This is a genomic window from Streptomyces sp. NBC_01352 (assembly GCF_036237295.1).
In the GTDB taxonomy this organism is placed as follows: Bacteria; Actinomycetota; Actinomycetes; order Streptomycetales; family Streptomycetaceae; genus Streptomyces; species Streptomyces plumbiresistens.
Genome location: NZ_CP108354.1, coordinates 9,712,927 through 9,725,455, shown reverse-complemented (window position 1 = coordinate 9,725,455; position 12,529 = coordinate 9,712,927). Strand labels below are relative to the sequence as shown.

9 protein-coding genes and 3 pseudogenes are annotated in these 12,529 nt (G+C 68.0%); 6 read left to right on the top strand and 6 right to left on the bottom strand.

All coding sequences use genetic code 11. From position 1 onward, the window contains the following. The first annotated feature begins 15 nt into the window (after positions 1-15). From OG252_RS44545 to OG252_RS44525, 5 genes and pseudogenes are all read left to right on the top strand, one after another. Positions 16-1,035: a dihydrodipicolinate synthase family protein gene (locus OG252_RS44545; RefSeq protein ID WP_329343413.1), complete on the top strand. Its 1,020-nt coding sequence runs from the start codon at positions 16-18 to the stop codon at positions 1,033-1,035. Between the two features lie 46 nt (positions 1,036-1,081). After that, on the top strand, positions 1,082-2,020 hold the full coding sequence (locus tag OG252_RS44540) for a VOC family protein (protein WP_329343411.1): 939 nt from the start codon (positions 1,082-1,084) through the stop codon (positions 2,018-2,020). 52 nt (positions 2,021-2,072) lie between these two features. After that, entirely contained in the window at positions 2,073-2,444 is a 372-nt protein-coding gene (locus OG252_RS44535) for a DoxX family protein (protein WP_329343409.1), read from the top strand. A 211-nt stretch (positions 2,445-2,655) separates the two neighbouring features. Next, on the top strand, positions 2,656-3,708 hold the full coding sequence (locus OG252_RS44530) for a lipocalin-like domain-containing protein (RefSeq protein WP_329343407.1): 1,053 nt from the start codon (positions 2,656-2,658) through the stop codon (positions 3,706-3,708). A gap of 91 nt (positions 3,709-3,799) precedes the next feature. Then, positions 3,800-4,453: pseudogene (locus OG252_RS44525) on the top strand (transposase); the annotation flags it as partial. A gap of 165 nt (positions 4,454-4,618) precedes the next feature. Here the strand turns inward: OG252_RS44525 and OG252_RS44520 are convergent. Further along, positions 4,619-5,497 carry an IS5 family transposase gene (locus OG252_RS44520; RefSeq protein WP_329345360.1) on the bottom strand — a complete coding sequence of 293 codons (879 nt, stop codon included), beginning with the start codon at positions 5,495-5,497 and terminating at the stop codon, positions 4,619-4,621. A gap of 70 nt (positions 5,498-5,567) precedes the next feature. Between OG252_RS44520 and OG252_RS44515 the strand changes: the two are divergent. Next, positions 5,568-6,733, top strand: a pseudogene (locus tag OG252_RS44515) (IS701 family transposase); the annotation flags it as partial. 194 nt (positions 6,734-6,927) lie between these two features. On the opposite strand, the gene OG252_RS44510 reads toward OG252_RS44515, so the two are convergent. The 5 genes and pseudogenes from OG252_RS44510 to OG252_RS44490 form a co-directional block, all read right to left on the bottom strand. Then, positions 6,928-8,370 carry an acyl-CoA synthetase gene (locus tag OG252_RS44510; RefSeq protein WP_329343405.1) on the bottom strand — a complete coding sequence of 481 codons (1,443 nt, stop codon included), beginning with the start codon at positions 8,368-8,370 and terminating at the stop codon, positions 6,928-6,930. Positions 8,371-8,379: 9 nt separating this feature from the next. Continuing rightward, complete coding sequence (locus OG252_RS44505; RefSeq protein WP_329343403.1) at positions 8,380-9,456, bottom strand: maleylacetate reductase; 1,077 nt, start codon at positions 9,454-9,456, stop codon at positions 8,380-8,382. Continuing rightward, positions 9,453-10,358 (bottom strand): dioxygenase family protein, encoded by a 906-nt coding sequence (locus OG252_RS44500; RefSeq protein ID WP_329343401.1) that lies wholly within the window; start codon positions 10,356-10,358, stop codon positions 9,453-9,455. Before OG252_RS44500 ends, OG252_RS44505 begins: the two co-directional genes overlap by 4 nt. Before the next feature lie 650 nt (positions 10,359-11,008). Continuing rightward, a complete protein-coding gene (locus tag OG252_RS44495; protein WP_329343399.1) occupies positions 11,009-11,614 on the bottom strand; it encodes a TetR/AcrR family transcriptional regulator in 606 nt (201 codons plus the stop codon). A gap of 535 nt (positions 11,615-12,149) precedes the next feature. Continuing rightward, positions 12,150-12,453, bottom strand: a pseudogene (locus tag OG252_RS44490) (amidohydrolase family protein); the annotation flags it as partial. Positions 12,454-12,529 lie beyond the last annotated feature (76 nt).

The following is a 12,529-nucleotide window of genomic DNA, read 5'->3' as shown; positions in this document are numbered from 1 at the left end:
ACAAGGGACACGAGCATGCCTGCATTCACGCGCGACGAAGCACGCGACTGGGCCCGCGAGAAACTGGTCGGGGCCGTCAACTGCACCATCCCGTCCTTCACGAATGACCTGCGCACCATCAACGAGAAGGCCATCCGCCACGACGTCCGGCTCGCCCGGACCCACGGATTCATCGGCACCCTCGGGGTCAGCGAGATCAGCATCACCCTCCCCGAATACCTGGACTTCCTGCGCATCGCCCGCGACGAGGCAGGCAGCGACTTCGTCGTCGTCCACCACGGCAGCTGGAGCAACCTGGAGCAGAACTTGGAGGCGGTACGCGGCGCGGAGGAGGCCGGCGCGGACATGGTGCTGTTGTCCTACCCGCCGAACTTCTACCCCGAGTCCGAGCAGGACATCTACGACTACACCAAGGCCGTCTGCGACGCGACGGACCTGGCGGTCATCCTGTTCCCGATGGTCCTGTGGGGCTTCAGCCCCCGCATCCACCCCTCCGACATCCCCGCACGGCTGATCCGCCGGCTGATCGACGACTGCCCCAACATCGCCGTCATCAAGGCCGAAGGCGGCTTCCCCAGCATTCAGAGCGTCATCGAATGCCACCGGCTGTTCGGCGACGAGGTGGTCATCTCCATGCCGATGGAAGGCGACCTCATCCCGCTGTCCCAGATCATGCCCATCCAGCTGTCCGCCACCAGCAACCACGAGTACTACGGGCCGCTGATTCCGCGGGTCATGCACCTGCTGCGGGACGGCAAGTACGACGAAGCCACCGAGATCTTCTGGAAGACGCACCCCGCCCGCAAGGCGCAGAGCGCCGTGGCGCCGGCGCTGCACGGCGGTGCCCTCATCAACCGGCAGGCATGGAAGTTCCAGGGCTGGCTGCAGGGCTACAACGGCGGCCCGCTCCGGGTGCCCGCCCAGCGCATCCACGACCCCCAGATGAACGCCCTGCGCAAGGGCCTCATCGATGCCGGGCTCGAGCCGCGCATGGACCCGTTCCGGGAGTTCTTCATCGGCCGGAACCCGTCCTGACAACCGAAGCGCCGAAAGAGGACCGAGGATTAGAGGAGGAAGCACCATGACCCAGCGACTGATCACCCATCTGCGCCACATCGACCTCGCCGTGCCCGACGCCGCCAAGCAGCTCGCCTTCTACACCGGCGTATGGGGCCTGACGACCCAGCACACCGACTCGGGCGTCACCTACCTGGCCGCCGAGGGCAGCCCCGAGCAGTACGTCGTCCGGATCCGCGAGTCGGACGACAAGCGCATCGACGTGATCGCCTTCGGCGCCCAGAGCCCCGCCGACGTCGACACCCTCGCCGCCCAACTCGCCAGTGCGGGCGTCCGGCTGGTCAGCGAGCCCGGCCCCCTGCAGACCCCCGGCGGCGGCTACGGCTTCCGGTTCTTCGACAACGAGGGCCGCACCGTCGAGACCAGCTCCGGCGTCGCCACCCGTCGGCACCGGGCGATCGAGGAGCGCGAGTCCATCCCGGTCCGCCTCTCACACGTCGTGATCAACTCCGCCGACCCCGAAGGCACCGTCGCCTTCTACGAACAGCACCTGGGCTTCGCACTGTCGGACACCCTGACACACCCCGCGATGGGCCCGATCATGTACTTCATGCGGGTCAACAGCTGGCACCACAGCCTGGCCATCGCCCGCAGCCCACACCCCGCGCTGAACCACGTCAGCTTCGAAATGCGCGGCATCGACGAGTACCTGCGCGGCACCGGACGCCTCCTGCGCGCCGGCGTCGAGAAGATCTGGGGACCCGGCCGCCACCTGGCCGGCGACAACTCCTTCAGCTACTTCCTCGACCCGTCCGGCAACGTCATGGAATACACCACGGCTCTCGAGGTCATCGACGAGGACGTCTGGCACCCCCGGCTGTGCGACGTCACCCAGCCCGACGTCATCGACCAATGGGGCACAGCGGACGCGATGAACGAGTTCATCACCGTCAAGATGTTCAACGACGCGGACAAGGGCCTCTTCGTGCCCCCGCCGGTCTGAACGAACAGGTCGAGGGCTCCGTCCATCCACCACCTCCCCCGGGGAACACCTCGTGAACGTGCTGCTGTGGATCGTTCAGTCTCTGCTCGCGGTCGTTTTCGTGGCGCTCGGCACCATGAAGTTCGTGCGCACCAGAGCCCAACTCGCCTCTGTATTCGCCTGGGTCGAGCAGTTCTCCGATGCGACCGTCAAGGCGATCGGGCTACTGGAGATCATGGTCGGCCTCGGCCTGATCATTCCCGCTGTTGTGAACATCGCCCCCGTTCTCGTCCCGCTGGCTGCTGTCGGTGGGGCCCTGCTGGCGATCGGAGGATCCGTCGTCCACCTGCGGCGCTCGGAGACGCTGCCGGCCGCCATCAACCTTGTTTACATCGCTCTGCTCGCGCTCATCGTGTGGGGCCGATTCGGCCCATACCAGTTCTGACCGACAACCGAGGAAGAGCGGCTGGCCGCCGGTATCCATTGAGCGTCGTGGCACCGAAGTCCGTCACGTCGAGGGGCATGCGCTCGAAACTCCAGAAGCTCACCGCGCGCGGCCTCCTGACCGAGCCCTCACCAGGCCCGTTCATCCTCGCGAGCCAGAAATCCTCATCACACTCGCTGGACACCCGTCACAATCCGAGGGAGACCCCGTATTGAAGTGGACCAATCGCATCTCGCTGGGCATAGGCGGCGCCATGGTCGCGGCAGCCCTGCTCAGCACGGCAGTTCTGCCGGGCGCTCAGCCAGCACAACCGTCCGCGGCCGCCGCGTCGCAGCCGGTCAACAGCGGAATCCCGGCGCAGGTGAACCCGGGGGCAGATCTCGCCGCCAAAACCGACACGTCGGGCGACTCGATCTACGTCACCAACTGGGTCAAGGGGGGCGGCCACAACTACGGGATCCTGGTGCACGTGGTGAAATTGCCCGGCGGCTCGTCGCAGTTGTTTGTCTCCGTGTCCGACGAGAAAACTGGCTGGTACAAGAAGTACGAGGCCACCAGCGACAAGCTCACCTGGAGCAGCGAGAAGCTTGACATCAGGGCACCGGGCATGACCTGGACCGGCGACGAGCAGCACATGTCCATAAACGTCACAACGCCGTGGGGCGCGGTCGGCCTGCAGCTCACGAACAATGGACCGGCCCTCAACTACGGCAGTAACGGCGTCATCCAGCTATTCGGTGTCACGAACTACGAGTACGCGCTCCCGAACCTGACAGCCACCGGCACTCTCACAGTCGACGGCAAGACGACCAAGACCGCCGGCAAAGCGTGGCTGGACCGACAGTGGGGCCCAGTCTCGTTCACCCCAACCGCGCATGAGACCTGGATGAACCTCAACCTTTCCAACGGCGACAAGGTCGCGGTCTGGAACGACCTGAACAGCACGGCCGAGAACTCCTGGGCCACTGTGCAGCACCCGGACGGCTCCTACGAGGTGGTCGAGGTGACGCCCCTCGCCGGCAAGGCGTCCAACTTCTGGACGAGCACCGAGTCCGGCAACACCTACCCCACCCGCTGGGTCGTCGACATCCCCTCGTCCGACGCCCGGCTCGTGGTGAAACAAACCGGCGCCGAAAACCAGGAGGTTACCGCCAAAAGGGCGAACGGGCGGGTGGAAGCCACCGGAACTGTCGCCGGGGTCTATGAGGGCCAGAAGGTCACTGGATACACCTTCATCGAGCAAGCCGGTGACTTCACGTCCTGACTTGACCCTTGACGTCCGGCGTCGAATGGTGCGTCGAACTTGATCGCTCAGTCCGGTAACTGCCGTACGCGGAAGCGGCCTTCGTCTGAACATGTGCTCCGACCAACGAACACACACGTTCAGCGCGAAGGCCGTGAGCATGTGTCTGCCGCCTCGCGATGCCCGGCAGGAGGCGTTGGCGGAACTGCCGTGCTTCCGGGGCGAGTTCTACTCCTGTCTCGCCGCCCGTTCGGACGCGCTGTTCGAGCTGGCCGATGCCGTGTTGTGCGGTGACGGTCCGGTGAGGTCGCCGGCCGAGCTGTCGCTGGTCGGCGAACACCGCCGCGGTCATGGCGCGCTCTACGCCGCTATCGCCCGTGGTCGAGTCGATACCGGCCGGCTGCGGCGGGCCCTGGCCGCGGTGCCACTGCCGCGGGCTGCCCACGGCCGGCTTGTCCTGGCCATCGACATCACGTGCTGGCTGCGGCCCCGGCGCCCACACGTCACCGCAGCGGATCCTGTGCCATACCTGCGGCCGGGGCAGGGACCAGCACATCCCGGTCCTCATGCCGGCCCTGCTCGATCATCTGTGCCTCGAGTCGGGCCGCAGCTCATGGACCGCGCCCCTGGACGCACTCCGCCTGGCACGGGGGCCGACTCCGCCACCGTCACCGCCCGGCAGCTGCGCGATCTGCTGGAGCGATTGATCGCGGCAGGGCGGTGGCAGGCCGGCGACCCGGACATCCTCGTCGCTGCGGATGTCGGATACGACGCTCCTCGCCTGGCATTCCTCCTGGGCGACCTGCCCGCGCAGGTCCTGGCCACGTGCTCGACGACGGCTGGTGGCGGTGCTGCCGTTCGGCCTGGAGGGTTTACCACCGGCGTACCGCAGGGATCACAACGCGTCACCCCCGTCAACAATCCGAGGAGATCACCTAGAGGGCGTCTGAAAAGCCTGTCGGCGGGCTGGTCTTGCGAGGCGGCGCACGAGGAGCATGGCCATGGTGAGGTAGATGGCGCTCTCCGAGCAGACGCGCAGGTACTCGTAGTCCTTTGACAGGCGGCGGCACCGTCCCAGCCAGGCAAAGATCCGCTCTACCACCCAACGTCGCGGGACCACGGCGAAGAGAGGCACTGCTGTAGGCGGTTCTCCCACCCGGGCCCAGGTCGAGCGGAATCCTCCGTCGCGGCGCTGCACGACCTCCACGGTGATGCCGGTGGCTGCCCGGGCCCAGGCATGGAAGTCGGCACCGCGGTAACCCTGGTCCGCCCATATATGCCGCAGCCGCGGGAAGGCATCGGCAGCCCGGGAGAACAGCACCACGGCGCCGTCGCGGTCGCCGACGCTGGCTGGGCTCACACAGGCCACCAGGACGGTGCCGCGGGTGTCGACGAGCAGGTGCCGCTTGATGCCGCTGACCTTCTTGCCGCCGTCGTAGCCGTGCAGGCCACCACGCTCACTGGCCCGCACGCTCTGGCTGTCCACGATGGCCGCACTGGGAGTGGGAGCCCGGCCCAGCTGCACCCGCTCGCGTTCCCGCAGCGCCGTCAACATCCGCTCCCACACGCCCTCTTGCTGCCACCGCCGCCAGTAGTGATAGACCGTCTGCCACGGCGGCAGGTCATGCGGCAAAAGTCTCCAGGCGCAGCCAGCCCGCAGCCAGTACACCAGCGAGTTGAGGATCTCCCGCCGTGTGTGTTTCGCCGGCCGTCCACCCGGCCTGACCCCCGGAACCAGCGGACAGAGGATCTCCCACTCCGCATCGGACAGATCCGTCGAGTAACGGGTACGCAGCCCGCACACCCCCAGCCCTCGAGAATGCGCACCGCCCCGCGACCAGGCAACTTGCCCGCTGACAGGCTTTTCAGACGCCCTCTAGCTGCGTGGACTGATGCTGGACGGCCGCCGCAAGTCCCTTCAGGCCATGGCCTCGCGATTACCGGACGGCAACGAGCAGAACCTGCAGCAGTTCGTACACCAGTCGACGTGGGATCCGGTGCCGATGCAGCGTCGGATCGTCGAACGCGTGCTGCCGTTGATCGAGCCTGCGGCGTGGGTGAGACGATGTGTCGGTGCCCAAGGACGGCCGGATGTCGGCCGGGGTGGCTCCGCAGCACTGCGGAGCCCTGGGAAAACGGGCCAACTGCCAGGTCGTGGTCAGCGTCCACAACGCGACCGACACCGCGTCCTGCCCGCTGCAATGGCAGCATTTCCTGCCCCGGGAGTGGGCCTCGGACACCGACCGCCCGGCCCTCGCCCGCATCCCGGCGGACATCGCACAACGTGAGACGTGGCGCCTGGCCCTGGACATGCTCGACGTACTCGCCGACTGGGACATGACACCTCCGGTCGTAGTGACCGACGCCGCCTACAGCACCAACGCACAGCTGCGAACCGCACTGTCCGAGCGCGGAATTGCCTACATCCTGGCCGTCCGCTCGGATGTAAGCGCCCACCCCTACGAGACGAAGCCCGTCCGGCCCGCAACGGGGCCATCGGCTGCTGCCCCGGCCCCGTTACCGTCAGACCGCACCGTCGGTGGCAGCCCTGGCCGCAGGCCCCAGTCAGGAGGCATTCACCCCACTCACCTGGCGGCACGGCTCAAGACGGGAGTTATGCTGCCGCTTCGCGGCCGGACGTGTGCGCCCGGTCGGCAAAGCAGTCGAGCGCCCCATCAAAGCCGCCGCATCGGCCGAACAGGGCTGGTGGGACGGGGTCCTGCCCAACTGCTGGCTGCCGGCCGAATGGCCCGCCGACGCCGAGAGACCGACCGATTACTGGCTGTCCAACCTGCTGGCGGACACCCCGACCGCCGCCCTGGTCCGTCAGACCAAGGTCCGATGGCGCATCGAACACGACTACCGCGAGCTCAAGCACGGCCTGGGACTTGACCACTTCGAAGGCCCATCCTGGCCTGGCTGGCACCACCACGTCACCCACGTGACCGCCGCCCACGCCCTCCTCACCGAACAGCGCCTGGCCCCAAATGTGCCCGGACCTGTCTCACCCTCTACCAAGCCCTCGACGCCCTTCAGGGCGTCCTGAGGTGCTGGACATGCGGATCCAGGAACTCCTGCGCTGCCGGGTGAGTGAGAAGCCCGCCGATGAGAGGACTCGTCCCTGGTGGTCATTGACACCCCTGTCCGTACGCGCGGCCGCGGGTGTCCCGGAGACCAGGACAGGACTGGACGCGAGGCGGCGACCCGACTGGCCGCCGTCTCCCCCGCTGTGGCAACCGTTCACCCGTGCAGGACCCGCTTCATGATCTTTCCCATGTCGTTGCGGGGCATGGCCGCGATGACCCGTACGACGCGGGGGCGCTTGTGCGGGGCGAGCCGCTCAGCAACGTGAGCGGCCAACTCCTCAGTTGAGGGCGGCGCCTGGGCGTCGGTCGGCACGATCCAGGCGACGACGCGCTGGCCGAGGTCCACGTCCAGCTCACCGGTCACCGCGGCTTCCCGTACGGCCGGATGTTCCAGGAGCGCGTTCTCGATCTCCCCCGCGCCGATCTTGTAACCGCCGCTCTTGATCAGGTCTGTAGCCCGGCGGCCGACGATCCGGATCGATCCGTCGTTGTCGTGGACCGCCATGTCTCCGGTGCGGAACCAGCCCTCGGCGGTGAATGCCTCCGCGGTGGCGTCCGGTCGGTTGAGGTACTCCGTGAAGAGGTTGGGACCGCGGACCTGGATCTCGCCGACATGGTCCGGGCCGTCGCCGACGAGTGCGGTGCCGGCGTCGTCGACCAGACGCACCTCCACACCCGGCAGATGATGTCCGACGGTTCCGGGTGCCGACGGGGCGTCCGGGTGCACGCTGGTGCTCATCAACGTCTCGGTCATGCCATACCGCTCGATGACGCGACGGCCTGTGACGGCGGTGATGCGCTCGTGGTCGTGCAGAGGGAGGGCCGCGGATCCGGAGACGAGAAGGCGCGCCCCGGTGAGGGCCTTCGCCAGCTGCGGATCGGCCGGGAGCACCTCCGCGATGCGGTGGTACATGGTCGGTACGCCGAACAGCATGGTGGCGCCGGAGGACAGTTCGTCGGCCACACCCTCAGTGGTGAAACGTCCCAGGTGGCGCACGGTGCCACCGCGCCGCAGAGGTCCGAGCACGCCCAGGACGAGACCGTGCACATGGAACAGCGGCAGGCCGTGGACCAGAACATCGTCGGCGGTCCACTGCCAGACCTCGGCCAGGCCGTCCAGCGTGGCGGCCACTGCGCGGCGCGGCAGGACGGCACCCTTGGGGGGCCCGGTCGTCCCGGAGGTGTACACGATCAGAGCCGCTGCCTCGTCATCCTCCGGCTCGGTGACGGCGGCTGCGGGAGCGCCCCCGAGCGCGATGTCGATACGACTCAAGTCCTTCAACACCCCAGGCAGTTCGACGGAGGGGGCGGCCAGGAGGTACGTGGGCGCGCTGTCGGCCAGAATGTGGCCGAGTTCCTTCTCTCCCGACTTGGGGTTGAGCGGGACGGCTGGCACTCCGGCCAGCAGCGCGGCCACCACCCCGACCACGGTCTGCGGCGAGGAGGTGGCCCAGACCGCGACCCGCCGTGCACCGGCGATCCGGCAGGACAAGTCGGTTGCCGCAGCGGCGAGTTCGCCGTACGTAAGACCACTGGAGCCGAATCGGACCGCCATGCGGTCGGGAAACCGGCACAGGGCCGGGAAGAGGCGGGCCATGGGACTCCTTCATGCCGTGCGGGACAGCCGCGGCGGGGCGTCGCCGGCGAAGGCCGCCGTGAGAACGCGGTCGAGGTCGTCACGGTCCACGGGACGGGGGTTGGCGTAGGGGACGGCAAGCGCCTGCTCGATCACGGTGACCAACCCTGCGCGGTCGGCACCGAGTTCACGCAGGGACGCTGGAACCCCCAGTCTCCGGTTCAACCGCCACACACAGGCCGCCGGATCGTCGTCGCCCAGGGCTTGGGCCATCAACTCGCGAGCCTCGGGCGCGGCGGCCAGATTGAAGGCAAGAGTATGAGGAAGCAACACGGCGTGCGTGGACGCATGGGGAAGATCCAGCGCGCCGCCCAGCACATGACACAGCTTGTGGTGCAAGGACATGGTCGTCAGGCCCAGACAGGTGCCGCCCAACCACGCGCCGTACAGAGCGCTCGACCGTGCACCCGGATCCCCGGCGCGTTCCATGATGCGGGGCAGCGCGGCGGCCATCGCCCGTACCCCGTCGCCTGCCATCAGGTCGGTCAGCGGTGAGCGGTCCGGAGCGTAGAGCGCCTCCGCCGCATGCGCGATCGCATTGACGCCACTGGTGACGGACACCCCGGCCGGCAGGGACATCGTCAGGTCGGGATCGTAGACGACGGCCCTGGGGCGTACCCGCTCCGAGCGGCCGGTGGTCTTCTCGCCGGCCTCCGTGATGCCCCACACCGCGGTCATCTCCGAACCGGAATAGGTGGTGGGTACGGCCACGTACGGCAGACCGGCTTCAAGGGCCAGGGCCTTGGCGAGGCCGACGGCCGAGCCGCCCCCGACGGCGACGCACGCCTCGGCCCCCAGGGACACGGCCGTCTTCCCAGCGGCCTCGACGGTGTGCCGGGGCACGTGCATACGAGCCTGGTCGAAGACGCCGACCGTCGCCTCGGGCAGCTCGGCGGCCAGCCGGCGGGCCAGTTCCCGGCCGCTGGCCGAACAGAGCAACAGTGCCGAGCCGAGCCCCGCCGCCCTCAGTTCGTCGCGCAGAGAGGCGAGGCGTCCCGAACCGAAGACCACCCGGGTCGGCAGTGCGGGCACCGCGAAGGGCCTCATCCGCGGCCCCCGCCCCGGGAGGGCTCCAACACCAGCTCCACGTGGGCGTGGACATAGGGGTTGGGCAGCCCGTGCTCGGCGGCCTTACCGGGGTCGTCCAGGCGGTGGAAGTCCGTGATCAGGCTGCTTTTGACGGCGAACACGGCGTCCGAGTCCAGGTAAGGGCTCTCAGCCACGAAGATATGGGTGGTGACGGGGATGTGGCCGTTCGCGGTGGCGATGAAGTGGATGTGGGCCGGCCGGTAGGGGTGCCGGTTGGTGGCCAGCAGCAGTCGACCCACGGGCCCGTCGGTGGGGATCGGGTAGTACGAGGGGACGACGGTGGTGAACGAGAAACTGCCCTCGCCGTCCGCAGTGAACAGACCCCGGCCGTTTCCCGGCGGCAGCACGTCGGGCCGCTGGACGTCGTAGTAGCCGTCCTCGTCAGCCTGCCAGACGTCGACACCCGCACCCGGCAGAGGCGTGCCGTCGACGGAGACGATCCGTCCGGTGACAAGACAGGGTTCGGTCTTGCCCACCTCGTCGATGCTGTCGCCGAGTTCCCGCTCGGGGGAGTCGGTCATGTGGAAGGGGCCGAGGACGGTGGCCTCCGTGGCCACGGATGACTTTCGGTGGTTGATGTTCTCCACCAGGGAGGAGATCCCGAGGACGTCGGACAGCAGCACGAACTCCTGGCGGGTGTCGTCGCACTTCTGCCCGGTGGCCGTGAGGAAGTCCACGGCCACCTCCCATTCCTCCAGCGTGGGTTCCATCTCGCGCACGGCCGCGTGCAGATGCCTGACCAGGATGGACAGGCACGCGCGCAGCCTCGGGTCGGGCGTGTCGCGGAAGCTGGCGACGGCCGCCTCGGTGACGGTGGTCTCGTCGAGATCGGCGGACGCGGACGGTGCGGTGCCGTGCATCGCAGGAATTCCCCTCTCGATGGGTGCGGTCGTCCCTCTGCCATGAAGAGGGCTCGGCGAGGTGGCACCGCGCGCGTTCAGGCAACACTCCATCAGCAGTTGACGTGGTTCGAGGACCGTAGAACCCCAGCGGAAAGGGCGACTATCCGGATCCTGTCAGGGCTGTCCGCTTCCCGCACCGGACCTCCGAGCGCCGCAGTGCCTACGTCCGCGCCAGTCAAAGAGGTGCCTCAGGTCTTCGACGTACGCGGCGCGCCTCCTACGCCGGTCCCCGCCCTGCCGAGAAACGCCGCACGACTCCACCGCCTGTGCGGCCTCCGAGGCGGTGCTTCTGCCGGGCCGGCGTCGACTCGATCAAAGGCCAGTTGGTCCACGATCGCCTTCGGTCTTCTACTGCCCATGAGCTCTTGCAGGAGGAGCATGTGATCGAACACCCAGTCGCGAGGCTGCAGCGGCTTGCGCGTGCGGTGACATAGCCGGTCTTGCGGTAGGCCGACTCAAGCTGCCGGGCGGTGTGTTCCCAACAGGCACTCGACGATCGATGGTCGCGCACCGGACGGAAACGACGTCACTGCGCGGCAGGGCCGAGATCAGTGAACGACTGACCCTCACCGCTGCCTGACGCCGCGCTCTCTCGAGCTGCGTCCAGCTCAGGGGCGACCCCTCGAACCTGAAGCGAGCAGCCCGTTGACCACGAGCGTCGCCAGTGATTCCGCCGTGGCCGTGAGCTGTTCCGGCGACGCGGCCTCGGACCGCCCCAGGCGTCGCGCCAGCGGCACCTCCACCATTCCTGAGATGGGAGGGATGATCGCGAAGAACAGCACGTCCATCGGGACGGCCGCCATGCGTCCGGAAGCCACGAGACGGTCGATGCAGGACCTCATAGGCTGCAGGACCGGGGCGATGTAGTTGTCGTACAGGTAGTCCAGCCGGTCGGTGTCCAGAGTGAACTCGTTGACGAAGATCCGTCCGATCAGTGGCGCGTCCGCCGCGGTCCGATAGAAGCCGGTGATGATCTGCCGAAGCCGCTCGGCGTCGTCCAGCGAGGGATCCACCTGCGGCATGCGCTCCAGTTGTGCCCCCAGCGCGTGGTCCACCACCGCACGCCAGAACGCCGCCTTGGACCCGTACCGGTCGTTGATAAAGTTGTGACTGACGCCCAGCCGGCGGGCCAGCTCGCGCGCGGAGGCATGGTCGTACCCCAGCTCCGCGAAGGCCTCGAGCCCTCGCAGCAGGATGCTCTCGGTCTCGGGCACCTCGGGGGTGCCCGCCCCGGGGCGCCCTGGCGGACGAACTGGCTCGGCTCGTGCTCCCACTACTGCCTCCACTGCTGCTCATTCGTTCCTGCGTGCCGTGCGGTGCGCAGATGTCTTCGTCGGTGAGTCGTCGCGCTCTGTACGGAAGAACCGCCCTCCCCCTCGTGGCGAGCCGGGCCGGCGACCGGCTTGGGAGCCCAGCTTACCTGACACCCGTCAGATTCACTCCAGAAGGCCGCGACCGTTTGCGACTGCGCCAACGAAGGCGCGAACGTGCGCTCCGCCCCGCACGCCCCCCGGCCCGTCGGGATCCGCTGCGCACCCGGCGCCGGACGGGCAGCGGCGCCGCCAAGCGCGATGGCACTACGACAGCTGCCCACGAATGGGAGACCACGGGGACACGGGTGCGAGAACCCAGCATCCTCGGAGTCGCATCGTGGGCAGCGACGGAGGAGGCGGTTGGGGTTGGGTGAGGCGGTTGGGTTCGGCGATTCAGCCGATCTTGGTCATGGTCCATGGCGGATACCGACCAGGCGCCTCCGAGACCTTCGCGCAGGCAGGCCAGGGCATCGGCGACGTCGGGTGCGGTCAGGTCGGTCCACGACGACACCTGCGACCAGATCGCTTCGCGTGGCCAGGGCCAAGAACTCAGGAGTCTCCTCCGACACGGTGATCGTCTATACCAGCACGGCCGCGGTGACCCCGGCGGCGCGGGCCTCCGGTTCCAGGTCGTCGAGGGTGAAACTGCGGCGCAGCGGGGCGAGTTCGGGACCGATGATCCAGTCCTGGTCGCGAACGGACAGGTCCCACAGATGGCTCCCTCGCCTACGGCCCCACATGACGTACGAAACCGTTTCGTTTTCTGAGCTTTCCGGGTACTGTCTGAACGCGTGCAGGCACCGTACGCATGCGGTT

Bases quoted from the DNA above. Each gene is read 5' to 3' on its own strand.
- OG252_RS44505 (WP_329343403.1), bottom strand. From the start codon at position 9,456: ATGAGGCCCTTCGCGGTGCCCGCACTGCCGACCCGGGTGGTCTTCGGT.
- OG252_RS44540 (WP_329343411.1), top strand. From the start codon at position 1,082: ATGACCCAGCGACTGATCACCCATCTGCGCCACATCGACCTCGCCGTG.
- OG252_RS44545 (WP_329343413.1), top strand. From the start codon at position 16: ATGCCTGCATTCACGCGCGACGAAGCACGCGACTGGGCCCGCGAGAAA.
- OG252_RS44510 (WP_329343405.1), bottom strand. From the start codon at position 8,370: ATGGCCCGCCTCTTCCCGGCCCTGTGCCGGTTTCCCGACCGCATGGCG.
- OG252_RS44500 (WP_329343401.1), bottom strand. From the start codon at position 10,358: ATGCACGGCACCGCACCGTCCGCGTCCGCCGATCTCGACGAGACCACC.